At 35.7% G+C, this 24,705-nt stretch carries 25 protein-coding genes and 1 other RNA gene; 12 read left to right on the top strand and 14 right to left on the bottom strand.

Going from position 1 to position 24,705, the window contains the following annotated elements; translation table 11 throughout:
* A partial coding sequence (locus RT445_RS13335; RefSeq protein WP_313470714.1) for a DMT family transporter occupies positions 1 to 733 on the top strand: 733 nt, incomplete at its 5' end.
* 392 nt (positions 734 to 1,125) lie between these two features.
* On the opposite strand, the gene RT445_RS13330 is transcribed toward RT445_RS13335, so the two are convergent.
* Complete coding sequence (locus RT445_RS13330; protein ID WP_274795395.1) at positions 1,126 to 1,557, bottom strand: DUF4395 domain-containing protein; 432 nt, start codon at positions 1,555 to 1,557, stop codon at positions 1,126 to 1,128.
* Between the two features lie 119 nt (positions 1,558 to 1,676).
* On the opposite strand from RT445_RS13330, the gene RT445_RS13325 reads away from it, so the two are divergent.
* On the top strand, positions 1,677 to 2,387 hold the full coding sequence (locus RT445_RS13325; RefSeq protein ID WP_274795394.1) for a Fe-S oxidoreductase: 711 nt from the start codon (positions 1,677 to 1,679) through the stop codon (positions 2,385 to 2,387).
* 63 nt (positions 2,388 to 2,450) lie between these two features.
* On the opposite strand, the gene RT445_RS13320 is transcribed toward RT445_RS13325, so the two are convergent.
* Positions 2,451 to 3,134 (bottom strand): GNAT family N-acetyltransferase, encoded by a 684-nt coding sequence (locus RT445_RS13320; RefSeq protein ID WP_274795393.1) that lies wholly within the window; start codon positions 3,132 to 3,134, stop codon positions 2,451 to 2,453.
* An 11-nt stretch (positions 3,135 to 3,145) separates the two neighbouring features.
* Positions 3,146 to 4,258: a mandelate racemase/muconate lactonizing enzyme family protein gene (locus tag RT445_RS13315; RefSeq protein ID WP_274797253.1), complete on the bottom strand. Its 1,113-nt coding sequence runs from the start codon at positions 4,256 to 4,258 to the stop codon at positions 3,146 to 3,148.
* A gap of 80 nt (positions 4,259 to 4,338) precedes the next feature.
* On the opposite strand from RT445_RS13315, the gene RT445_RS13310 reads away from it, so the two are divergent.
* Positions 4,339 to 5,580, top strand: a complete 1,242-nt coding sequence (locus RT445_RS13310) for a helix-turn-helix domain-containing protein (RefSeq protein WP_274795392.1) — start codon at positions 4,339 to 4,341, stop codon at positions 5,578 to 5,580.
* 72 nt (positions 5,581 to 5,652) lie between these two features.
* Here the strand turns inward: RT445_RS13310 and nhaC are convergent, their stop codons facing one another.
* The 8 genes from nhaC to RT445_RS13270 all read right to left on the bottom strand — a co-directional run bounded on the left by nhaC (position 5,653) and on the right by RT445_RS13270 (position 14,555).
* Positions 5,653 to 7,101, bottom strand: coding sequence for a Na+/H+ antiporter NhaC (gene nhaC, locus RT445_RS13305; RefSeq protein WP_274795391.1), 1,449 nt, complete (start codon positions 7,099 to 7,101; stop codon positions 5,653 to 5,655).
* A 276-nt stretch (positions 7,102 to 7,377) separates the two neighbouring features.
* Complete coding sequence (locus tag RT445_RS13300; RefSeq protein ID WP_274795390.1) at positions 7,378 to 8,487, bottom strand: amidohydrolase; 1,110 nt, start codon at positions 8,485 to 8,487, stop codon at positions 7,378 to 7,380.
* A gap of 260 nt (positions 8,488 to 8,747) precedes the next feature.
* Positions 8,748 to 8,891 (bottom strand): hypothetical protein, encoded by a 144-nt coding sequence (locus RT445_RS13295; protein WP_274795388.1) that lies wholly within the window; start codon positions 8,889 to 8,891, stop codon positions 8,748 to 8,750.
* A 211-nt stretch (positions 8,892 to 9,102) separates the two neighbouring features.
* Positions 9,103 to 11,130: a TRAP transporter permease gene (locus RT445_RS13290; protein ID WP_274795387.1), complete on the bottom strand. Its 2,028-nt coding sequence runs from the start codon at positions 11,128 to 11,130 to the stop codon at positions 9,103 to 9,105.
* Positions 11,127 to 11,645, bottom strand: coding sequence for a DUF1850 domain-containing protein (locus RT445_RS13285; RefSeq protein ID WP_274795386.1), 519 nt, complete (start codon positions 11,643 to 11,645; stop codon positions 11,127 to 11,129). Before RT445_RS13285 ends, RT445_RS13290 begins: the two co-directional genes overlap by 4 nt.
* Positions 11,646 to 11,770: 125 nt before the next feature.
* Entirely contained in the window at positions 11,771 to 12,775 is a 1,005-nt protein-coding gene (locus RT445_RS13280; protein WP_274795384.1) for a TAXI family TRAP transporter solute-binding subunit, read from the bottom strand.
* A 292-nt stretch (positions 12,776 to 13,067) separates the two neighbouring features.
* Complete coding sequence (locus RT445_RS13275; RefSeq protein ID WP_274795383.1) at positions 13,068 to 13,622, bottom strand: superoxide dismutase family protein; 555 nt, start codon at positions 13,620 to 13,622, stop codon at positions 13,068 to 13,070.
* Positions 13,623 to 13,793: 171 nt separating this feature from the next.
* Positions 13,794 to 14,555, bottom strand: a complete 762-nt coding sequence (locus tag RT445_RS13270; RefSeq protein ID WP_274795382.1) for a LysM peptidoglycan-binding and 3D domain-containing protein — start codon at positions 14,553 to 14,555, stop codon at positions 13,794 to 13,796.
* 299 nt (positions 14,556 to 14,854) lie between these two features.
* Between RT445_RS13270 and RT445_RS13265 the strand changes: the two genes are divergently transcribed.
* On the top strand, positions 14,855 to 15,037 hold the full coding sequence (locus tag RT445_RS13265) for a putative motility protein (RefSeq protein ID WP_274795381.1): 183 nt from the start codon (positions 14,855 to 14,857) through the stop codon (positions 15,035 to 15,037).
* Between the two features lie 63 nt (positions 15,038 to 15,100).
* On the opposite strand, the gene RT445_RS13260 is transcribed toward RT445_RS13265, so the two are convergent.
* Positions 15,101 to 16,111 carry a GGDEF domain-containing protein gene (locus tag RT445_RS13260; RefSeq protein WP_313470712.1) on the bottom strand — a complete coding sequence of 337 codons (1,011 nt, stop codon included), beginning with the start codon at positions 16,109 to 16,111 and terminating at the stop codon, positions 15,101 to 15,103.
* Positions 16,112 to 16,496: 385 nt separating this feature from the next.
* On the opposite strand from RT445_RS13260, the gene RT445_RS13255 reads away from it, so the two are divergent.
* From RT445_RS13255 to RT445_RS13240, 4 genes are all read left to right on the top strand, one after another.
* Positions 16,497 to 17,186, top strand: a complete 690-nt coding sequence (locus RT445_RS13255; RefSeq protein ID WP_274795379.1) for a response regulator transcription factor — start codon at positions 16,497 to 16,499, stop codon at positions 17,184 to 17,186.
* Complete coding sequence (locus tag RT445_RS13250) at positions 17,183 to 18,169, top strand: sensor histidine kinase (protein WP_313470711.1); 987 nt, start codon at positions 17,183 to 17,185, stop codon at positions 18,167 to 18,169. The genes RT445_RS13255 and RT445_RS13250 overlap by 4 nt, the downstream gene beginning before the upstream one ends.
* A 97-nt stretch (positions 18,170 to 18,266) precedes the next feature.
* Entirely contained in the window at positions 18,267 to 19,028 is a 762-nt protein-coding gene (locus RT445_RS13245) for an ABC transporter ATP-binding protein (protein ID WP_312505124.1), read from the top strand.
* The gene (locus RT445_RS13240) at positions 19,018 to 20,859 is read left to right on the top strand and encodes an FtsX-like permease family protein (protein ID WP_312505126.1); all 1,842 of its coding nucleotides are present in this window, start codon (positions 19,018 to 19,020) and stop codon (positions 20,857 to 20,859) included. Before RT445_RS13245 ends, RT445_RS13240 begins: the two co-directional genes overlap by 11 nt.
* A gap of 121 nt (positions 20,860 to 20,980) precedes the next feature.
* On the opposite strand, the gene RT445_RS13235 is transcribed toward RT445_RS13240, so the two are convergent.
* Positions 20,981 to 21,421, bottom strand: coding sequence for a DUF2269 family protein (locus tag RT445_RS13235; protein ID WP_274795375.1), 441 nt, complete (start codon positions 21,419 to 21,421; stop codon positions 20,981 to 20,983).
* 171 nt (positions 21,422 to 21,592) lie between these two features.
* Here RT445_RS13235 and RT445_RS13230 point away from each other — a divergent pair, with 171 nt between their 5' ends.
* Together RT445_RS13230 and RT445_RS13225 are read left to right on the top strand one after the other, a co-directional pair.
* The gene (locus tag RT445_RS13230; protein ID WP_274795374.1) at positions 21,593 to 22,231 is read left to right on the top strand and encodes a YfbR-like 5'-deoxynucleotidase; all 639 of its coding nucleotides are present in this window, start codon (positions 21,593 to 21,595) and stop codon (positions 22,229 to 22,231) included.
* A gap of 103 nt (positions 22,232 to 22,334) precedes the next feature.
* Positions 22,335 to 22,847 (top strand): zf-HC2 domain-containing protein, encoded by a 513-nt coding sequence (locus RT445_RS13225; RefSeq protein ID WP_312505129.1) that lies wholly within the window; start codon positions 22,335 to 22,337, stop codon positions 22,845 to 22,847.
* A gap of 56 nt (positions 22,848 to 22,903) precedes the next feature.
* On the opposite strand, the gene RT445_RS13220 is transcribed toward RT445_RS13225, so the two are convergent.
* On the bottom strand, positions 22,904 to 23,239 hold the full coding sequence (locus RT445_RS13220) for a zinc ribbon domain-containing protein YjdM (RefSeq protein WP_274795372.1): 336 nt from the start codon (positions 23,237 to 23,239) through the stop codon (positions 22,904 to 22,906).
* A gap of 247 nt (positions 23,240 to 23,486) precedes the next feature.
* Here RT445_RS13220 and ssrS point away from each other — a divergent pair.
* Positions 23,487 to 23,679: non-coding RNA, 6S RNA (gene ssrS, locus RT445_RS13215), on the top strand.
* Between the two features lie 477 nt (positions 23,680 to 24,156).
* Positions 24,157 to 24,618, top strand: a complete 462-nt coding sequence (locus RT445_RS13210; protein ID WP_274795371.1) for a hypothetical protein — start codon at positions 24,157 to 24,159, stop codon at positions 24,616 to 24,618.
* The last annotated feature ends 87 nt before the right edge of the window (positions 24,619 to 24,705 follow it).

Here is a 24,705-nt window from a genome sequence, read left to right as displayed (position 1 = left end):
ATTTGTCTTATTCTATGCACCATTAACATTTGCTGCAGCATTTGGTCCAGGTTGGCTCGTATCTGGCACGTGGCAATTTACTATTGTTGCTGGTGTATTATTAGCTCCCCTCTTCGTTTCAGTTATTGCTGGTAAAACAGTGCGCCAAAAAATCCCTTTCATTTCTCTTCTTATTTCTTGTGTCATTTTAGTAGGTATTCTGCTAATACAAATACCGCAGGCACAATCCGTTTCATTTAGAAGTTTAATGCTTGGTATTTTACCTGTCATCGTCGCAGCATTTGCTTACCCTCTTGGAAATCGCAAGATGATGGAAGTTTGTGGGGGACGGATCGATACCTTTCAGCGTGTACTAGGCATGACGATTGCTTCATTGCCAGCATGGATCATCATGGCTATTTATGCCATATTTACTGTCGGCCTGCCTTCAGCAAGCCAAATGTTCCAATCGTTACTTGTTGGCATTAGCTCTGGAGTCATTGCAACCATATTATTTTTTATCGCAACAGACCGCGTAAGAGACCATCAAGGCAAATTAGCTGCAGTTGAGGCTACACAATCAACTGAAATTCTTTTTGTTATAATCGGTGAAGTATTATTATTAGGAATTGCCTTCCCTAACCCGCTTGCATTAGCAGGTCTTGGTGTCATCATTGTGGGCATGTTACTACATAGTTACTATACAATGATACTTGGGAGAAAAAACGCTGTTCAGCAAACTACTTCTTCGTAACATTTCACTGTGGGCGGAAGTTTTCGTTGGTCACAGATGTCATCGTCGTTCTTCCAATTCAGATCAAGAACCAAGATGCACATTTCCGTGTTAATCTTCTAAGTGATGAATAACTCCTCTAGTGGTTGCCATAGTAATTACAACAATGCGCAATGATTTTCAAAAAAAGACGACTCCATTCTAAAATTAGAATGAGTCGTCTGAGATTTTCACGTTCCCAAAAAATGAGGGGGGTTTTAGGAGCGTAATCATGAACTAGCAAACTTCTGGAGAAAAGTAGCTAAAGTTCATCCTCTCTACACTGTATTGTAGAGGAGGAATAATCTTTATACGATAATGATAATCATTATCAATTAAATTGTCAACAATTATCTAATAATTTTTTTCTTTTTTTAAAAAGATTTTTTTAACGAACGTCGATATTGCCATTGCTTCAGTTGAAAATGAAGAAAACAACCTATACAAAAACCGGCAATTGCGATGGATGAGGCTATTGCAACCATACCAGTAAAGATATAGCCTAGGACCTGCCAATCTAATAGATATCCTATTAAACCGGCTGCTAAACAAAAGCTAGCAATGCTGGAATTAAATTTCTGTTGTTGTGCATCCTCTGGTATATAGGCAGAAGGAGCTTTTTTTAAAAACAGCCTCCCAACGCGAATAATTGGGTTATAGTTGAATAAAAGGCCTAGTAAATTTGCAGCAAGAGGAATAACTAATAGCCATGTAACTCCGGTTATCCATGTAAAAATCACACTTAAAAGAATAGTCCATTGATTTAATCGAACTAGCGGTCTTGGAATGGCAAGAACCTGTGACATTATAAACCCTACCTTTCTTATATGTTTAATGTATTTTACTATATGGCATACTATTTGTGAAGCAAAATTGATTACTTTATAATGAAATTAACAGAAGTTCTAAGGAAAAGAGGATTACCATGCCAGCTTTAACGATGGATCAAGTTCAACAATTAAACTCCTATAGTATTTATACAACTGAGCCTAAGCGGACTTTATTTACATTAGCTGATATACATAAAGACTTTTACCACCCTGATTTTTTAAATCTCATGATGGGTATAACTGATGCCGCAACAGAAACTGCCGCTATTTCTCACTTTGCACGCCGCTATGGTATGTTTTTTGCTATGCAATTTTATATGCTTGCCGCTTATGACGAAGTATGGGATGGTAAGCCACTTGAATTGCGTTTCGATGCGGCCAAGGAATTCAATAGTTTTACCGTTGCCATGTTCGCTAATCCAAATGATTGGCGTTATGTCGATGAAGATGAGCGTCAAACAGTCATAGAGAAAGTCCTTTACGATGGGCATGTAATTGTCCAAAAACTAAGGAAAGTAACATCGATTTCCCCTCTTACCATTTGGGAAAATTTCTTCGGATATTTGCTATGGCACTATCATGTATTGTTATCTAATCCTGGTTTAGCTGATCAAGCTATGGAGGATATTGAAATTTTAGAGGACCCTAAAACATGGGCACGCTTCTCCAACAAATCTTGGTGGGCACAATATACAGGTGGTCAAAGCCCCACAAATTTAATCAATTTGCCTGTAAGAAAATCATGTTGTTTTTCTAAAGATATCCCTGGCTTAATGGCCTGTGGTTATTGCCCAATGAAGAAATAACTTAGAGCCTCGTAAAAAAGCCTTACCCTTCACAAAACTTTTGTGTCAGGTAAGGCTTTTACTTTATTTTTCGTATACAACAAACCAATCATTGTTTTCTTCATACATAGTCGTACCAAGGAAACCTTGTTTTAAGAGTTGTTGTTGTCCAGCTATATCTCCCATTGATATTACTTGTTTTTCAGTAAATACTGATGACAAATCTTGTCTTAAATCTTTATAGAAAATATAACGCAGCTTATCTACGTACTTAATTTTCAAGCCTTTAATTAAGAGGTCTTGCGAGAATTTATCCTTTAAACTCGGAATATTATATGGCTTTACGGTTGAGCAAACATAATCATATTTTTTTAAATCGATGCTATTCATCACTACAGTAGCTAATGTTTTCTGTAAGCCATAACCGCGATACTTTGGTGAAACATTGGAAATTTCTTGATATAAAACACGTTGAAAATCCTTCTCCTCAATTCCACAATCATAGCCAAGATGCTCTTCATCAATAGGTGGATTTAACAGTGCTCGAAAGGCAATCAATTGATCCTCAACATAAGCACCAATCATCATTCCATTGCCATTTAAAATATACTCAAATTCCTCTGTACTTAATGGCTGTAAAATACTTTGATCTGTTAATGCCTCATAGACCTCATGCTGCAGCTCCTCAATTTGTTGTATATGCTGAGGCGTTAATTTTGTAACAAAAAAAGGTGTCTTACCAAGCATACCTTCATAAATCTTTTCCATTTTACGCCTCCTTAAGCAGTTACAACTGTTGAAAATTTACATAATTCCTTTATTACATCTTCATCTACATCTATACCTAAGCCTGCTTCTTCGTTTAAGCAAATAAATGGAACATCATAATGCAGGTTGCCCACATCTTTAGAGAATTTTAATGGGCCTGTTAGTTCAACACTTGTCATAATTTTCTTCGAGAAAGCTACATGGAAACCTGCAGCAGAACCAACAGATGATTCAACCATAGAACCAATTTGACACTCTATACCTGCCATCTCTGCCATAACAGCAAGCTTCATAGCAGGGTAGATGCCTCCACACTTCATTAATTTAATATTCACTTTATCCGCTGCACGCTTAGCAATAATTTCACGCATTTCACGTACGCCACGAAGACCTTCATCAATCATTAATGTAACATCAGATTTTGATTTAATTTCTACCATTCCATCAATATCTTCGCTATCTACTGGCTGCTCTAACCAATCGATATTTAAATCCTTCATTGCACGTAATCCTTGTAAAGTAGTTGCTGCATTCCCCCACCCTTGATTTACATCCACACGGATAGCAATGTCTTCACCTACTCGTTCACGTACCGCTTTAATACGAGCAACATCTTTCATTACCTCTGTACCTACCTTCATCTTAAAGGAACGATAGCCCATTTCAACTCGATTAGCAGCCTCTTCAGCCATTGCTTCAGGAGCACCAATACTTAGTACATGAGTGATTGGGAATTTTTCATGATAACGACCGCCTAAAAGCTGATATACAGGTACGTTTAATGCTTTCCCAGCGATATCGAAGCAAGCGATATCTATAGCTGCTTTGGCAGCAGGTACATCTTTCACCACTTTGTTCATTTTATCGTGTAGTTTTTCAAAGGCCATTGGATTTTCCCCGATAATCGCAGGGGCAAGTTGATGTTTCAGTACGGCATAAGTACTTTCCCATGACTCACCTGTTACATGCTCATCAGGTACAGCTTCTCCATACCCGACAATACCTGTATCAGTTGTTACTTTTAAAATAATAGAAGGCATTGTATCATATGTAGCATAACTAATGATAAATGGATCAATTAGCGGTAAATGTATAGCAAAAATTTCTACTTGTTGGATTTTCATCATAATCAGTCTCCTCTGTCGTTAAAGTTGTCGCTAATACGTCGCTAAATATTTAAAAAAATAGAAAAGGAACGATGCCCATGTCTACCAAAATAGCGATTATTTGTTCTAAAGCATTTATGAAGCGTATTATTAGTATCGCACAAAACGTAACCGATATTCAATTAGAATTTTATCTTTACAGGCATCCATCTGAAGCACCTACTTTGGTAAAGCAAATTAAACCATGTGATGCACTGCTATTTGGAGGTACATTACCCTATTTGCATGCTCAATCTTTACTTTCAGAAATACCCATACCTTGGAATTATATTAAACAAGATGAAACAGCCATCTCAACAACTTTTTTATCGCTAGTAGCTAAACATACTGTTCCCATCGACAGAATTTCCATTGATGTTATGAATCCAGCCTTTGTTGATAATGTTTTAGCAGAAATAGAGTATACGGGCGAAAAGCCACACGTTCAGCACATATCGATTACGGAACCGACCGAGAATATTTTACAGCGTCACATGGCCTTATGGAATACCAAAAGCATTGATTTTGTCATCACAAGTATTCATAGTGTTTTTGATGAATTACAAGCACTTCAAATACCAGCAATGCGCATGTTAGATACAAAAAATTCCATCATCCAATGTCTTGAAGAAACTAAATCTAAATCATTATTAACAAAATCAGAATCGTTTAAGGCTGTTGTGGGTCTATTAGAAATTCCAAAAGATTCATCTATAGAATCAACTATTTTAAGTCAAATTGCAAAGGCAACCTTTTCAACTTATAAGCAAATATCCGCGCATACCTTTGAGTTATATACAACAGCTGGACATCTACAAAATGCTCTAGAAAAGGAAAACCTGGAAGAGCTCATACAGCAAATCGAACAACCATTTAAACTAGCATTTGGCTATGGGCACTCCATTCTGGAAGCCACACAAAATGCTCAATATGCTTTAACATTTGCTAAACCTTCCGAAATCTATATTCTCGATGAACATAAAAGTCTATTAGGGCCTTTTCCTAATTCTAAAGGTAAAGTTTCTTTAAAAACAGATGATCCTTACGTTTTACAAATGGCAAAGCTTACCAGCCTTAGTCCGTTAAATATTTCTAAACTAATTAATTTTAGTCATGAACGTCAATCGGCACAATTTACTTCACAAAATCTTGCTGAATATTTGCAGGTAACTCGACGTACAACAGAACGTATTATCAAAAAATTAGTTGATAATGGCTATGCAAAAGTTGTAGGTGAAGAGATGACTCATCAACAAGGTCGCCCCCGCACTATTTATGAATTGAATTTTGCAACCTATTAAATAGAATTCTCGCAGACCTCATAATCTGCGAGAATTTTCTTTGAACTTGTAAGATAAAGATAATTTTAAAAATTAGTCTACCATTACCATGTTATCAGCATCATTAAATTCTTGTTCTTTTTTACGTTGCTCCGCAGCTTCTATTTCCTCTGGAGTCAGCTTAACAATCGCAAAGCCAATATATGCATAAATAATTGAAATGATTGGTACAACAAAATTAATAATAGCATATGGTGCATATTCCATAGCTCCTACACCTAAAGTACCTAAAATAAACACACCACATGTGTTCCAAGGGAAAAATACAGATGTTAATGTTCCCCCATCCTCTAATGCACGGGATAAGTTTTTAGAATGTAAACCACGTTGTTGATAAACACCTGCAAACATACGTGAAGGAACAACAATGGAAATGTATTGCTCAGAACATGTTGCATTTGTTGTAATACATGCAGCAATCGTTGAAGCGACAAGGCTACCTGTAGATTTAGCGAATTTTAACACAAGATTCATGAGAGCCTTTAACATACCTGAATATTCTAACACTCCACCAAATGTCATCGCTACAATTGTCATTGAAACCGTATTCATCATAGAGTCTAAACCACCACGATTAAATAGGTCGTCAACCATATGATTGCCTGTAGAAATTTCAAATCCTGCTTGAAGTGCATGAACAGCACTAGTTGCAGTACCACCTTGCACAAAAATTTGTAGCAAGAAACCTGAAACAATCCCGATAATTAAAGCTGGTATAGCCGGAACCTTTCTTGCCACTAATACAATAACACCAACTGGTACAAGTAATAACCAAGGTGAGATGACAAAGCTTTCTTCCATTACTTTTAGTGTTGTTAAAATTTCTTCTGATTGCATTGATATATCAGCAAATTTTCTTCCCATAATACCGAAAGCAACTAAAGCAATAACTAATGCAGGTATTGTCGTATATAACATATGCTTAATGTGGTCAAACAAGTTAGTTCCTGTTAAGCCTGCCGCTAGATTCGTTGTATCTGATAGCGGTGACATTTTATCACCGAAGTATGATCCTGAAATAACTGCACCAGCAATCATGGCAGCTGGGATACCCATACTTAAACCAATACCCATACCTGCGACACCAATTGTAGCCATCGTCGACCATGAACTACCAATAGCTAATGACACGATTGAACATAATAGCATGATTGTCACTAAGAACCAAGCTGGAGAAATTAATTTTAAGCCGTAGAAAATCATTGTTGCTACGACTCCTCCGCCAATCCATGCGCCAATTGTCAAACCAACTAAAATAATAATGACAACTGCTGGTAATGCAAGACGTATACCCTTATACATCATTTCTTCAATTTCAGACCACTTATATCCATGTATTTTGGCAACAATTGCTGCTACAGTTGTGCCAACAATTAATGGTACGTGAGGACTTTGCTCTAATACAACTACTGTAATCAACATTGTAATAATCATAATTGCAAATGTGAGAAGTGCCCAAAATGCACTAATTTCTTTTTTCATCGTCCCATCCCCTTTTTTTGCACCAAATCCCTTTTAGGTTTTATAAAGACGCAAATAATTTTTTACGTTTTTTAGCTTAATATTCAAAAAATTAAAAGTCAACGCAAAAAAATTATGCTTCTCAAGCAAATCCCTTTATTTAAGCGTAATAAAACGCTTTCAAGTAGCATTAAAAAACCATGCAAACCCTTGAATATCCATGCATTTCAAAAAATGTTCATGCAAAAAAAGCTATATGAAAAAATAATTACATTTTTTCATATAGCTTAAATTTTTTTATTCAGGTTTTTTCTCTAATACACACGCAAGTACTTTTGCAGCATCTATCAAAGCACTTCGATCAAATGTCATCTTAGGATGATGTAAACCTGGCGTTAAGTTTGCCCCAATTCCAATCATCGCCGCTTTTAGTTCTGGTTTTTTCACAGTATAAAAATGGAAATCATCACTTCCCGGTGTAGTTATTTCATCCGCTAAATGTTCCTCACCTAATGTCTCAATTATCGCATCCTTTGCCATTTTTGCAGCAATTGGTGAAACTTCAGCACCTGGTGTGAAATCTAACCAATTCCACCCCATATCAATATCAAATTGTTGCTGTATTGATTTTAAACCAGTTTCAATTTTACTACGGAGCAATTCGAGCTGTTGATTATGCTGTGCGCGAATATCCATGGAAAAGCTTGCATTACCGGGAATAATATTTGTACTACCACCATCAGCAATAATTTTTGTTAGTTTGGCGGAGTGCGGTTCAAATGGTGATAAATGAATACTGTGTAGCATTTGTTGTACAGCCATAATGACGTCAATGGCATTTTTACCTTGATGTGGTCTTGCACCATGCGCATCAATCCCTTGAATAGTACCCTCTAAAAAATAAGCAGCACCGTGATGGATAGCTGGCGAAATTTTTCCAAGCGGCAATTCTTCAATTGGTCTTAAGTGCACACCAAATAAATGTGTTACCCCATCAACTGCTCCTCGATCAAAGGCTGCACAAGCACCATTTCCTAATTCCTCAGCAGGCTGGAAAATGAAACGAACACGATGCTTTAACGGACGATCTTTCAGTAGTAATAAGGAACCAAGAACCATTGTCATATTAGCATCATGGCCACAAGAGTGATTGGCCTGCCATTTCCCATCAACTTCTTGCCATAAAGCATCGATATCAGCACGTACAGCAACGATTTCATCACCTGTCCCAATCTCAGCTATTAAACCAGGGACATCTCCTAATAAACGGTAAGTAACCTGTAACTCATCTAGTATCGAAGCAATTTTTTTAGTTGTCTCGAACTCTTTCCAGCTTACTTCTGGATATTTATGAAAATGATCAAACCATTGATAAATCGTTTCTTCTACTGTTATAGCTTTTGACATAACTACACCTCTATACGCATTTTTGTTTCCCATTATACATGAATCTATTTCAGAAAAGTACATATGTCTTTGGACCTAAACAAAATATAATAATGATCTTATCTATAATATGCTTAGAGAAAGGTGTTTAAGCCTTTACGTAAATGCGTCGAGTTTTTTTGAACATTTAGCAGAGCAATTAAGATAAAAATCGAGGCTTACAATGCAATAGGCTATGTTAAAAGTTAATATCACTTTCAACATAGCCCATCAAAAAAACATTATAAACTTGTAAAAAATCCTTCGGGATATTCTTCATACTGAATGTTCGCCATTTGCTCCTCATTGTTCTCTTCCTCTTGATGTGACTCAAACTCTTGATCCATTAAATAGGTCTCAAATTTAGAATTTAATAGTTTACCCATTGTATCACTCCTTATTTAATTGAATTTTCTGATAAAAGAATTATACAATAGGATTTTAGCAAAAAGCAATAAATAATACACATTATGCATTATAAATATAAAACCAATCTCAATATTAGATTAAAAACATAAGAAAATCTGCCCACCAACACCTGGCTATTAGTAGCCAGCTATTGATTGAGCAGATTTAAAATCTTAAGGCAAAAATTTATTAAACTGTTAGGCCAGTGTTATCATTCTGATTCCCTTTTTTATGTGATAAAAATTGAATGACAAACATCACAATAAAGATTGCTAAACCAGCCCAATCCGAAAATTTCTCTGGATAAATAAGTAATAGCCCTGCAGCAATAACAATAATTCTTTCAAACCAATATAGCTTGCGATACCAGTAACCAATAACTCCCGCACCGATCGCCACCATTCCGGTGATGGCAGTAAATACTACCCATAAAATCTGCGGAATTGTCGTATCAATCATTAATAAAGCTGGAGAAAAGACAATCATATATGGAATAATAAATGCTGCAATTGCGAGCTTCGCTGAGTTAACCCCTGTCTTGATTGGATCGCCACCAGAAATACCTGATGCCGCGAAAGCCGCTAGAGCTACTGGTGGTGTAATATCAGCAATAATACCAAAATAGAACACGAAGAAATGAGCTGATAGTAAAACCACTATCGGTACTAATTCCTGTGGTGTATTTGGCGATAATAATGCCACAATAGCTGGTGCGGCAATTGTCGATGTAATAACATAGTTTGCTGTAGTAGGTGCACCCATACCAAGAATAAGGGAAGCGATCATTACGAAAATTAATGTCAAAATAATACTACCACCAGCTAATGCTACTAAACTATTTGCTAGACTTAAACCTAATCCTGTTTTTACGACAACTCCGACAATAATCCCCGCACAAGCTGTTGCTGCTACCACACCTAAGGCAGTTCGAGCACCTTCAACCAATGCTTCAATTACATCTTTTGGTTTGAGACGTGTTTCCTTATTAAACATAGCAACACCAATTGAAATAATAATCCCATACAAAGCTGCATGCATAACTGGTGTTCCCGTTAACATCAAGACAACAATAGCTACAATTGGTAATAGAAGATATATTTTCTTAAATACCTCTTGTCGATTAGGCATTTGATCGTCTCGTAGACCTCTTAAGCCAACTCTTTTCGCTTCAAAATGCGTCATAATCCATATACCCGTAAAATATAAAAGAGCTGGAATTGCTGCAGCCTTGGCAATATCCCAATAGGTAATGCCACGCCCAATAAACTCCACCATTAGGAATGCTGCTGCACCCATGATTGGAGGCATGAGCTGACCACCAGTGGATGCTGCCGCTTCCACTGCACCAGCAAATTCCTTACGATATCCTAATTTTTTCATCATAGGAATCGTGTAGGAGCCTGATGTTACTACATTAGCAACAGAGCTACCAGAAATGGTACCTTGTAGAGCACTTGAAAATACAGCTACCTTTGCAGGACCACCAATTAATTTACCTGCTAACGCAACTGCTAAGTCATTAAAATATTGACCGACCCCTGTTTTGACAAGAAATGCTCCAAAGAGTAAAAAGACAAAAATAAACGTTGCTGATACACTAATTGGCGTACCAAATATTCCATCTGTTGTAAAGTACATGAGGTTCACAATGCTCTCTAAATCCTGACCTCTATGTGCCATAAATGCCGGGAAATATGGACCATAGTATGCATAAATTAAGAATGCAATTGCAATAATCGTTATCGGTAGTCCTACAGCACGTCGAGCAGCCTCAAGCACTAAAACAACAGCGATCAGACCAACAATAAAATCTATCTGTGTAATAGAGCCATTACGATTCACAAGCTCCGTATAGTTCATAGACCAATAAGAACCTACTGCAATAGATAATAGAGCTAATAGATAATCAAACCATGCAACTTTGTGCTTTGGCGCTTTTTTTCGAGCTGGAAATAATAGAAAAATAAGTGTCAAACCAAAGCCTAAATGAATCGTACGTTGAATTTGTGCAGGAAATTGCCCAAATATTGCAGTATATAGTTGGAACAATGAAAATGCTAGAAGACCAAAGAAAATAATATGCTTCATGACACCCGTAACTGTTCTTACATTTGATTCAATATCATACTTCTCAAGTATGGCTTGTTGCTCTTCAGCAGAAATTTGCTCAAATTCGTCTACTCGCTCTTCTTTTCGCGATTTTTCCTGTGTTGTCATTTCATCCTTACTCCTTTCCACTGTTCATAAAGCGATAGTCGCCTAATTTTAAATAAATAGGACTTTCCCCTACCCAAATCTTTTTTTAAATCATATTCCACATCTTCGTAAATCAATACAAGATCTAAATCTAAATCACCAATATAAATTGTAAAATCATCAATTATCTTGTTCTTATCAAACTGAAGTACATATTTACCATCTCTTTGAATTAAAGTTTGGTTTTCCTCCGCATAGCCAGGCATACCAATCGCCAAATCTTCATATTCCATCTCTAGCATTTGAATACGATTTCCCTGAACAGTTTGATAGGATTCCCATACATCTGATTTATGTATGGAGTGGGTATATTTTATTTGAAATTTCTGCTCAGCTGAAATGGGTATGTAGTGAACGTTCGGATGTTCCGCACGTGTTTCTGTAAAGGTGAACACTTTTTGAAGAGGAAGAAATACAAAAATGCATAGGCAAATGCTTAATAAAGCTAATACTATAATTAATTTCCTACAACGCATATTTTTCTATTCACCCACTTTAAAAGCTACTCGCCTATATCTACAACTTAAGAAAGAGGCTCGAAGCTTTATGCAATCGAGCCTCTTCGTTTCTTTTAAAAAGCTAGTTTCAACAACAATTCACACTATTTCTTTTCATCAAAGTATTTTTGAGCACCTGGATGAATGTCAATACTAATGCCATCTAATCCTGTTTCAGCTTTAATAAATTTCCCTTTATCGTGAGAAATTTTATTTGTATTATCATAAATAGCTTTTGTCATTGAGTAGACAACATCCTCTGGAAGATCCTTTTTCACCGCTAGCATTGCAAGGACTGAAACAGTCTCCACATCGTTTGCAATTCCATATGTTCCAGCTTTTACTGTATCTTTTGCATAGTAAGGGTACTTCTCAATAATTTCATCGGCTTTACCTGGATCTACTCCGATAATATTCACTTTCGTTGTAGCATTTAATGCTTCTACAGCACTCGTTGGTGTACCTGCTGTAATAAATGCTGCATCGATTTGGCCAGATTGAAGACCATCTGTTGACTCACCAAAATCAAGATTTTGAGCCTTGATATCATCCATTGTTAAGCCGTGAATTTCAAGTAACTGCTCAGCGTTTGCATATGTACCTGAGCCTGGAGCACCTACAGACACCTTTTTCCCTTTTAAATCCGCATATGATTTAATACCTGAAGCTTCAGTTGTTACGAGTTGCACTGTTTCAGGATAAAGTGCACCTAAAGCTGAAATGGTATCAATTTTATTCCCCTCAAACATGAGCTTCCCTTCAGTAGCATAATAAGCAATATCTGTTTGAACAAATGCAATTTCACCTTTTCCTTCTTGTAAGGCTGTCATGTTGGCAGCCGAAGCTTGAGATACTTCTGCAGTTGTTTTAATACCTGTATCTGTCGAAATTAAATCGGCAAAAGTTCCGCCAAGTGCATAGTAAGTACCTTGCGTACCACCTGTTAGTAAGCTTAAAAACTTAATATCCGAAGCTGGCTTATCGGATGATGCAGAGTCATCTCCACTCGTGTCCTTTGAACCACTGCCGCTATCTGATCCACATGCAGCTAAAATTAATAGCGCGAAGATACTCAATAGCATTAATAATTTAAATTGCCTTTTCTTCATAGTAACCTTCCCCCTCTGGTTATAATTAAGAATCTATTTAAAATTATCAAACCTTGTATAATAATGTCAATATATTTATAGTAAATTCAGAATTTTATAATTATGAAATACCACTTATTATCCACTAATTTACAATGTAAATAGTCTATTATTTAATGCTTTTTTCTCTATCCTAAACGTAAAATTTCTTTTCTAATAAAATAAATACAGATGCCATATGTATAAATAATGAATATCTATAAACAGTTCAAAAAAACTGCATCTAAGCTTAGATGCAGTTGAATACAGTATTTTATTGAATGGCCCCACAAGCAATTCTTGCACCTGAGTTACCTGCAGGATCTGTTTTATAATCGTCCTCTGATTCGTGGATGACAATTGCGCTTCCATCACTATCAAGTAACGAATTAGGTTGATCTTTTTGTAAGGTCAAGCCTTCTGCCAGGAAATCTAAATCAACATTCCCATCCTCACCAACCTCTAAGTTTGGTAAGTCACCTAAATGATAGCCTTTAGGGTTTAGCTTGCCATGCTCCTTATTTGTGGGATTAAAATGTCCACCAGCCGATTCAAATTTTGGTGGCTCACACTTTCCAACTTCATGAATATGAATGCCATGCGTGCCTGGCGGTAAGCCCGTTAATGCCAACGTCATCCTTACTCCATTATCCTCTTCCTGAAAATAGGCATTACCATAACTTTCGTTATTTGCCCCTATTACCTTTGCAGTCGCTGTTAATGGAGACGACTCTGCATTTACTGGTACCTTCTCTTCTTTCTTATCAAAAAAACTACAACCACCAACGAAAACTAATAAAGAAAGGCCAATCAAGCTTATTTTTTTCATAAAAATACCTCCTCTATTTTTGATGGTTTCCAACTTATCCATTTCTTATGCACAAATTATTATATTTCGTCTTTACATAATCGTTTACCTGACGCTTGCTTTCCATACAAAAATATTTGATACACTCATATAAAAAAGGATTTCCCAAGACTTGAGAAATCCCTTCTACACTTAATCTAAAATTTTAACTGTTACTGTTTTAACGCCCCATTGAAGTGCTTGTCCCTCAGTAGGAATAAAGACATCAATTTTATTGCCCTTAATAGCTCCCCCTGTATCAGCCGCTATTGCTTCCCCATAGCCTTCCACCCAAACTCTTGTACCTAGAGGAATAACCCGCGGATCCACAGCTATTACTTTTAAATTCGGATTCGATCTAATATCTGTTCCATTGGCTGTAATTCCCGAACAACCTTCACAATATGCTGTATAAGCAGTCGCTCGCATTGTTAATGTTTTACCTGAACTATTTGACGGAGCACTTACTGCTTTCGTTTTTGTTGTTGCAACTGTTTTAGTAGGTGCAGTTCCCTCGGAAGTCTTTGGCTTTGGCTTTGCTGCCGAAGCCTTAATTGCCAATGATTCACCCGCTAAAATTAAGTCTGAAGCAAGGTTATTCCACGCTTTTAGTTCATCTACAGTTACATCATTTGTACGGGCTATCGAAAATAATGTGTCACCGCCTCTAATGATATATTCATCTTCTGACGTTTTTTCCACTTTTGTCGTATCCTTCACTAGATCTTGTTCTGGATAAAACAAGAACGATTCCATCTCATTTAGTTGTTGGAACTCTCCAACTGTTAAATTATAAATTTGAGGGAGTGCCCATAATATACTGCCTGGCGATTTGTCCTCAGCAGAAGAAGGACTAGCATACAAACTCAAACCAAAGGTCATTGCTACTGCTAAAGCTAATGCTTTTTTCTTCATGTTTAGTAATACCTCCATTATTTTATTATTTGTTGCAAATCTGCTGCTAGCACACTAGAGTTAAATACTCTATTGATGAAAGCAACCATAACTTTGCAATTTAATAACTCAGGACTGTCTGCCTGATATTAGGAATTATTACTATAAAAACGGAAAAATATACAATTTCGATAATTTTTTTGGAAATTTCAATAATTTAAGCGGGGAGAATCTATAATTTAGTTGCTCAGTTTATCTGTTTTCATATTAGATACTTGCTATTTTAAGCCGATAAAAAAAGAAAAGGAGGGAAGGTAGAAATGGAAATTAATTCACTTATGTCATCCCAGCTAATGGAGCTGCAACAAACCGTCCAGTCGAGTGTCATGCAGAGTGCACTTAATTTAAATACATCTGCAGCAATTGAATTACTGCAAGATATACCTCAGCAGCAAGTCCCTACACATCCATATAAAGGGTCAATAATAGACGTTTCGATTTAATTTTTGGATAATAAAATACTAAAAAGCATACTAGTACTGAACACTAGCATGCTTTTACACATTTTATTTAATAATCATTTGTCTCATATTCCTTACTACACATAAACAGTTTCTTCCTGATTGTTTGGCCTTATACAAAGCATGATCTGCTATTTCTATCAATTGATTAGGACTTTGGATATTCAGTGTAAAAGCAGTAATACCAGCAGACATGGTTACAGGTCTACCACATGCTGTTTCTTGTATAGCCTGTTTAATTCGGAGTCTTTCAGCTAATTGTATAGCAGCGTCTATGTTCCTCGAAGGCAAGATGACCATAAACTCTTCTCCACCATATCTAAAGCACAAACCTTGTTCATCCACAATGTTCTGCATATTATTAGCAAATGCTTTTAGCACTTCATCTCCTACTGTATGACCATATGTATCGTTAATACTTTTAAAATCATCTAAATCTATTAAGATGATGGCATGCGGGACTTTATTAACAATTAATTCATGTAAAGTTTGATCCATTCTTCTACGATTGGGAATGCCTGTTAATGAGTCTAAGTTCAATTGCTCCGTTAGATCAGCAATTTTACTTTGTGAGCAAATCATCATATTTTGTACATAATTTTTCAACATCTTCGCTTCATAATACCATGCAGTAATGTCATCGTTCTCGTTTATCTCTTCCCCTAGTTCCATTTTTTTCGAAAGATTTTTCAGAGGCTGCGTAATTTTTATCGTTAACCATATAACTAGCCCAAGCATAATAGCTATTACTAATATTATAGGGACAATGGTTTTCTTAAAAAACAAGCTAAAAGAAACTTCTTTTTCCTCAAGTAAAGTATCGACTATTTGCTCCATATACAGCTCGATTTCATCTTTCTCAGACCCCTGTAAATAGTCTTGAGTAATGGACAATACTTCCATTACATATGTTTCTTGCATGTCTGTTTTATTTACCTTCAAAATTTCATTGAAATTTCGATAGCTACTCCAGATACTAACACTAGACGTAACAAGTACAACGATTATCGTTATACTAACAATAAGAAATGATAACTTTAACTTGAATTTACTCACAATAGACCATTTCTCCCATTGAGGTGATTTTTTCGTTAAATTTTATCTATGTTCCGACTTCAACTATAAGATTTCATATATTTATCATACGCCATACTTCTTAAAGAAAACTTAAAAACTAATCCAGTTTTACTCTTTTAAAATATAAAAAGGAAAGTAAATAGAACTATAATCACTATAAAGCGCCGTTTAATTTATGCGTAAAGTAATCATTTATGTAAAAAATTTCAAATTTATATATTGACTAGGTTGAAAGAAACCTATTTCTAACCTACTATCTTTTTATGTAGTTTGCGCTAGCTCTTTTTTCACTGAGTTACCATTTTTAAAATTAATGGAAATAAGGGTACACTTTAAATACAGAACTAAGGAAAGGTCGATCAATATGTACAAAATCTACATAATAGAGGACGATGCCAATATAGCTTCACTGATTGTTGAGCATTTAACGAAATATCAGTATGAATGTCATACTGTCCAGCAATTTACACACATCATAGAAGAATTTAATACCATTCAGCCACATTTAGTCATTATGGATATTAATCTTCCTACTTACGATGGATATTTTTGGTCAAGGAAAATCCGGCAGCTCTCAACTTGTCCTATCATCATTGTCTCAGCCAGAGTTAATGATATTGATCAAGTATATGGAATAGAAAATGGTGCAGATGATTTTATCACAAAGCCTTTTTCATTAGACGTTTTTATCGCTAAGATTAATGGTCTACTTCGACGTACATATGGTGAGTATGCTTTAACAGAATCCTCTTCCATCACAATAGCCAATACGACATTAAATCCAGATACAGTTCGTCTTCAAGCTGAAGGCAATGAGAGCTTGTTAACATTAAAAGAAATGCAGCTTAGCAAGTTATTATTCGAAGCTTTTCCTAACGTTGTACCACGTCAAAAATTATTAAGCGCCATTTGGGATGATGAAACCTTCGTGGAGGAAAATACATTGTCAGTGAATATTGGTCGACTCCGTAGAAAAATGGAGGCCATTCACTCAAAGCTTGAGATTAAAACCATTCGTGGACTTGGTTATCAATTAGTGGAGGCAGGTCGATGAAGTTATTCTTTCGTGATCATATAAGTATTATTATGCTCTATTGCATAAGTTTTTTACTATTGCCTTGGATTATTCATAAACTGGATGATTTCACCTCACACTATGTCTATTTTATCTTTCTTGTCAGCTTTCTGTTTAGTAGTTGGCTACTAGGTCGTTATTATCGTAGAAGAAAGTTATATACTCATTTACAAAAAAATGTGCAAGCCTATGAAGGCCTGAATTTATTTGAACCTCTTGCACCAATTGAGCAAGCCTACAGCGAAAAATTGAGACAAATGCAGTATTTATTTTTAACTCAACAACACAGCTTAGAGGAGCAAGCACAAGAAAAACATCTTGTTCTTTCACATTTTGCACATCAAATGAAGACACCGCTATCTGTCATTCAGTTAATCGTACAATCATCCTCTAACAAGTCTTCAGACGAATTAATACAATGGCAAACAATTAGTAAAGAATGCGATAAACTCACGTTTACACTCAATCAGCTATTAACGTATGAGCGTACGTCTAATTTAGTGGCTGATTTAAAAATCGAATCCATTAATTTAAAAGGACTTGTCCAAGAAGTTGTCAATGATTTGAAGGATTACTTTATCACGAAGGAAGTTTTCCCTAAAATGACAGTTGCCGAAGACCAAATTATTTATTCAGATCGAAAGTGGTTAAAAATTGTACTTTACCAAGTGTTAAATAACGCTATTAAATATAGTGAGATAGCAAGTACTATTCAAATCGATTACGACAAGGTAACTCTACACATAAAAAATGGAGGAGAAACTATTCCTACTAGCGAATTAGCACGAGTCTTTGATTTATTTTTTACGGGAAGTAAGGGAAGAATCGGTGGAGAAGCAACCGGCATAGGACTCTATTTAGTGAAAAAGGTTTTAACAGCGCTAGAGCACCCTTTCTCCATACAATCCATTGACCGAGTCACTACTTTTTCCATCAATTTTTCTAACAGTCTAAAAAGATGACAACTTTGTCATCTTCATGTCATCAAGTGAAATAGGTTAAGCACCGCTCCTTTTTTATACTTAAGTTATCTAATCAACATTAAGGAGTTGTTTCAGTTTGGAAAACACAATACTTCACGTGACCAATTTACAAAAAGAATATAGTGGAGAAATCACATATAAAGCATTAAACGGCATCGATTTTCAGTTACAACAACAGGAATTTGTTGCCGTCATGGGACCTTCAGGTAGTGGAAAAACAACATTTTTAAATAGTGTATCTACTATTGATCGTCCTACTGCTGGTGATATCGTCATAAATAATAAAAATCCGTATGTATTAAATGATGATGAGCTCGCCAAATTTAGACGCTCTGAATTAGGATTCGTTTTTCAAGACTTTAATCTTGTGCATACATTAACAGTGAAAGAAAATATTTTATTGCCATTAACTCTCGATAGCTTACCTGCTTCAAAAATGTCTCAACGTTTAAAGCATGTAGCTCAATTTCTTGATATTGAGGAACTGTTACCCAAGCGAATTTATGAAATTTCAGGCGGGCAAAAACAGCGAGTAGCAATAGCTCGTGCTGTTATCCATGAGCCTAATTTATTATTGGCAGACGAACCTACAGGGAATTTAGATTCCAAGGCTGTCAATGATGTGATGAGCTTATTTACCTCTATTAATAAAGAGCTAAAAACAGCTATTCTTATGGTGACTCATGACCCTTATGTAGCAAGCTTTGCTAATCGTATTATTTTTATAAAAGATGGCAAATTATATAACGAAATACATCGTGGCAACAATCGTAAGCAATTTTACCAAGAAATTATGGACACGCTTGCTTTTTTAGGTGGTGGGCATCATGAGCTTTAATCATATTGTCTTCCAGAATATATTACGAGATAAATGGACGTATGTTTCTTATTTCTTGAGTAGTATGTTTTCCATTATTATCTTCTTTCTTTTTTCAGTTATCGTCTTTCATCCTAGTCTGAAAAGTTTAGATCCAGATTCGACACTTGGCATTACATTGATGTTAGCCAGTATGCTCGTTTATTTATTTTCATTTATTTACATTACCTACTCGATTATGGCATTTTTACGGAAAAAGACAAAAACGCTCGGAATCTTTATGATTACAGGGGCTTCCATGAAGCAAATTCGGAAACTTATATTCCGAGAAAATCTGTTCATAGGCATTTTGGCCATTATGGCAGCGATCGTTCTCGGACTAGTCATTACTCCCCTTTTTTTAATGGGAGCAAAAGTTGTTTTAAAGGCAGAAACGTTCGGTATGTATTTACCTCTACAAGCGATCGGCTTAACTATTGGTTTGTTTTTGATCTTATTTATTGTGATTTCTAAAGTCGTCACTAAATTTATTAATAAAGAAGCTTCCATTCAGCTCTTAAAAAGTGATACGGTTATCGAAAAATCGATTCAACCACACTATATTTTATTAGCAGTGAGTAGTGTGATGACGGTCATGTTAGCTTATATACTAAAAATCGATCACGCCGTTGTAGAGTCTCTAGGTGTTATCTATTATTTTTTATTTTTTGCTAGCATTCTTTGTACGATTTACTTCGTCATTACTCAAGGATTCCGACTGTTTTTAATAATGTTTGAAAAGTCACCAGCATATTTACGTAAAACAAATATGCTGTTGGCGTCTAATTTAAATGCAAAAATGAAATCCCATGCAAATATGCTATTTCTAATCACAATTCTATTAAGCGGTGTCTTTCTATGTACGAGTATTTTATTTAGCTCTTATTACAATGTAAAAAAGGATAGTGAAGAAAATTACCCGTACAGCTTCCAATACATCGCTGATCCAAAAGTAAATGCTGATATGGTCAAGAAAGATCTTGATTATCTTGAAACAAAGCTTGCAACAGTGGAAGCAAACAAATATTTTATTGAATTTAAATCAAATGAGGATCAACGCCTTGGCTATATGGCATTATCTGATTATAACTTGTTACTGCAACAGGACAATGACCTACGTAAAGATGAATTTATTGCTGTTGCAGGAAGCCGAGGTGTATTACCCATCACCCAAAATGCTAGTGACAAGTATATAAAATCTTTCAAATTAGCGAACATCAATGAGCAAAACCTGTTATCTACGGGTTTTCAGAATAGCTATTTCATTGTACCTGATGACATTTACCAAGCCATTGATTATCCTGTTTATAAAACCTATATTTATGAATTAGATAATTGGTCAGCGCATACGGCATTGGCGAATACAATTACAGAAGACATACCCTCTTTACCAGGACAACGTTACTTTACTTCGAAAATCGACTTATATAATACAGAAATGTTTATTAAAAGTGTGATGTTCTTCATTGGTTCCATGCTAAGCTTAATTTTCTTAAGTGCTGCGATGAGTATTTTATACTTCTATTTACAAACAACATTGATGCAGGAAAAGAATAAATATATAGGCATTCGGAAGCTCGGACTTTCAAAAAAAGAATTAGCTACCATTATTGCAAAAGAATTAGCGATTCTTATTTTCGTACCGTTCACCTTAGCCATTACACTATTGCTTACTACATTAATAGCCATGCGAGCTATGGTCTCCACAGCTTTTTTACAAGTTTCGATTGCCAGCTCTTGTTGTTTCTTTGTGCTGTTCCTCATCAGTTATTTCTTTATTCGAAAAAGCTATTTTAAACGCCTAGTAAACTAGAATCCAAATAATTTTCCTATCGAAACAGAAAACCCGACCTATATCATGAAACACTAAATGAGCGTTTCTAAAAAATAGGTCGGGTTGTTTATTAGCTAAGATGCTTCTTCTCAGCCTCTTCTTACCAAAGAATTGGCTTAGCTACCATTAACCACAGCATGATTAATAGTAGTAAAATGTACATCCATGTTTTACGCTGTAAAAGTGAAACAAATTGTTGTTGATTATAAGCAGGTGTATTATATGTCCGTAATGTAGGTTTAAAAGCTCTAGCTAAAAATACAATCGAGGCAAACATCACAAGAAAAGTTAATACAATCCATGAAGTACGCCAATGATAGCCAGCATGCCACATTAGCAATATACCTGATACTACAAGAACATGTCCTGAATGTTTGACAATAGTAATTGCCCCTTTAAAAGCTTCTATATAAGGTGGCATTTCATCATTGGAAGCTATTCGCATTTTTTTAACGACAGTTAGTACAACAAACAAAGGCCCAATCGAAAGAACAGCACTTAAAATATGTATATAAAGAAGAAGTGTATAAATGGAAAACATGATGGTACTCCCCTTTTCATCAGTCCTCTACATTATAGCATCCAACTTAAGTCAGCTTGGTCGACAATTGTGAATCCTTTGTAAACACAGCTTGAATCATTGTAAAATTGTTTGAAATCCACGCAAAGAGGGTATTGTTTATAGTAACATGCACTTATAGAACAAAAAGGAGTGATTTTTATAGGAATTCATCAATTTTTTACAAGCCTTAATGATTTAGAGCGTATTATTCGTTGCCCCGGACGCTTTAAGTTCGAGGAGCACAATGTGGCTGCCCATTCTTGGAAAGTATCACAATATGCAATGTTTTTTGCAACGTTAGAAGAAATGAACGGTGCTACAGTTAATTGGAAGTCTTTATATGAAAAAACCATCAACCATGACTTTGCTGAAGTTTTTATTGGTGATATTAAGACACCAGTAAAACACGCTAGTCCAGAGCTGAAGCAAATGCTAGCACATGTGGAAGAAAAGATGATGGAAAAGTTTATTATTAATGAAATTCCACAGGAGTTTCAGGAAATATTCTTTGAACGTATGAAGGAAGGTAAGGACAATACTTTAGAAGGCCGTTTACTCGAATTCGCGGATAAGCTCGATCAATTTTATGAAGCGTTTGCCGAATTAAAGCGTGGCAACACGGACAAGGAATTTGTCTATATGTATCAATCAGCCCTTTCCAAGCTTTTAGCGATTCCACTTGAAGCAAGCGTTCAGTATTTCCGAACAGAAATTTTAAAGGATGCCGTAAAGGAAAAAACACATATCGATATTCAAGCATTAACAAATGAAGTTTTAACAGCAAAATAATAAGTGGCATGTACAAGTTTTCCGATTGAAAAATTCACGGAAGGCTTTTTTTATTTTCTAAAAAAAGTCGTATAATGAGGGGAGATTGATTGGAGGGAAAGTATTGTCACAAGAATGCTCAATTGTAGAAGATTTAATACCTCTTTATAAGAAACAAGCACTCCAGAAACCGACTATAGCATTTATAGAACAGCATTTAGCAAGTTGTCAAAAATGTCAGCAGCTCACTAGTCAAAAGCAACTCCCAATTGAATATTTACCTATGAAAAGAACATTATCTTTTTTTCATATTGTCTTTATTGTATTATCCTTTATGTTTGCTATTAATTCATCATTGCTCGGCAATCAAAAGGGTTTTGTCATCTCCTATGCACTTTTTGGTTGCCTTTCATACCTCTTCTATAAAAATATCTGGATTATCTTTATTATTAGCTCCGTTCCTGTATTTGTCTGGGCCATTATTAACAATTTAAATAATGAGCTCTATACTACCAGCTATTCCTTAACAGAAATAGGAGCATTGATAGTTGGAGCAGGCTACATTGCTCTTTTACATACAATTTTTGCCTTATTAGGCGCAGCCTTTGCCATTCTTTTACGCAGGATTTTCAAATAAGTAGACAAATAATGCACCTTAAACTTGTTACCACGTTTAGGTGCATTTGATTTTTATTATGCTTTTTTCACGAATTCTGACTTCAATTTCATAGCGCCAAAGCCATCGATTTTACAATCAATATTATGATCGCCTTCTACAAGACGAATACTTTTTACCTTCGTCCCTATTTTTAAAGTGGAAGAACTTCCCTTAACCTTTAAATCCTTTATAATAGTAACTGAATCGCCATCTGCTAATAAATTACCATTTGCATCTTTAACAATCAGTGCATCTAATTCCTGTTCAGCTGTGTCCTTGCTCCACTCATGAGCACACTCAGGACACACAAAGTTTGTTCCATCCTCATATGTGTATTCAGAATGACAATTTGGACAATTTGGATAAGCCAATGTGCTTCCCCCTTCTACTTTTTTAACTAGGAAAATCCTCTTTATGCTCCTATCTTTACATAGTCAACCATAATAAGCAAAGGTTGTTCGCATTTTCCGTTCTCATTTGTGAAAGAAATATGAAGCAATAGCACCTATTTGCAAGCCATTTTAGATACCTATTTCATCTTTTGGAACGCTTGCCCATTGACTAATTTGCTGTAATCATCTTACTTGCATGTTTGTCGCTCATGCTTTATTATATCCATAAAGGCTGCATTGTTCGTATAATATTAAGTTTTAACCTTTAAGCTGTAAAAGGGAGTTTTATTATTGGAGTTGGAATGACGGGCCTCACACTACGGTGCATGAGGATAAGCAGGAAAGCTTCTGCGAACACCCACTTTGAGGAGTGGTGGTTTAAAACTTTCTATAATAACTACGGCATTCGCGGCTTTTTAATTTGATCTTACAGCCACAAGGCTTCTAATAACTCACCCTTCTCAATGGAGGGTGGGTTTTTTATTAATGTAATTTATAATTCCCACTGATACCCCAAAGTTTACATTTTCACTATGAGGCAAAGCAACAATCTCATTAGCAACGGTGAGCAAAAGCATAAATCATTCCCTTATTAAAAGAGCTTTTACTTTTAGTACTCCCCTTTTGACCATTCTTATGTATGCCTGTGCAATCCGCCTTTTGTCGAATTGATCGACATTTTTTGGATGCAGCAAGCATAGTAACTCATTCAATATTATTGAGACATTATATTAACAATCAACCCAATATGTGTAAAGTAATTGTGGGCCCCAATAGAACAAAAATGATTTCGCCCAAACTAAACTATATTTTATAAATAAAAAGTATTTGTAACATTCTCTAATAAAGTATAATTCCCTCTCATTTTGCGCATATATGGAGTAACAAGGGAGGTTATGATATTGAAAAAATTAATTTTTCTTCTAGTATTTGCTTCACTATTAGTAACGGCTTGCGGCAAAAGTTCAGAACCAAAGGAAGTGGCAGTTGATCAAAATACTACTGTGGAAGATATTGTGGGTGCAATCGTTAAAAATGAGTTCTCTGTAGAAGAATCCAAAGGTGTTGTGACGATTTCCATTCAAGATACAGATGTAACAGAGGGCTCAAAAAGTCAGATGTTGAAGGATTCCACTAAGATTTTTGCTGAATTATCCAAACTAAAAAGCGTGAAAACACCAGCTATTACTTGGTTTGCTCCTCTTACTGAGCCTGACGGGGACAAAACGATGACAGAGCTCTTGAATATTTATTTTAGTGAAGAGGATTTTAACGAAGTGGATTGGGCCAACTATCTACAGGTTGATATTGAATCCGCAGCTACTCACTATCACGAGGATGAAGCTTTAGAGGATTAAGGTGCTATCAAAATAAAGATACCCACGCAATACTGATCTGACCCAAAAAAGTTAGACATATTTAGTTAAGCTACTTCTAAGACCTGA

It is taken from the genome of Lysinibacillus sp. (assembly GCF_032093475.1).
GTDB classification, from domain to species: Bacteria; Bacillota; Bacilli; order Bacillales_A; family Planococcaceae; genus Lysinibacillus; species Lysinibacillus irui.
Note: the sequence above shows the minus strand (reverse complement) of the source record. Positions and strands in the feature narration are given on the sequence as shown.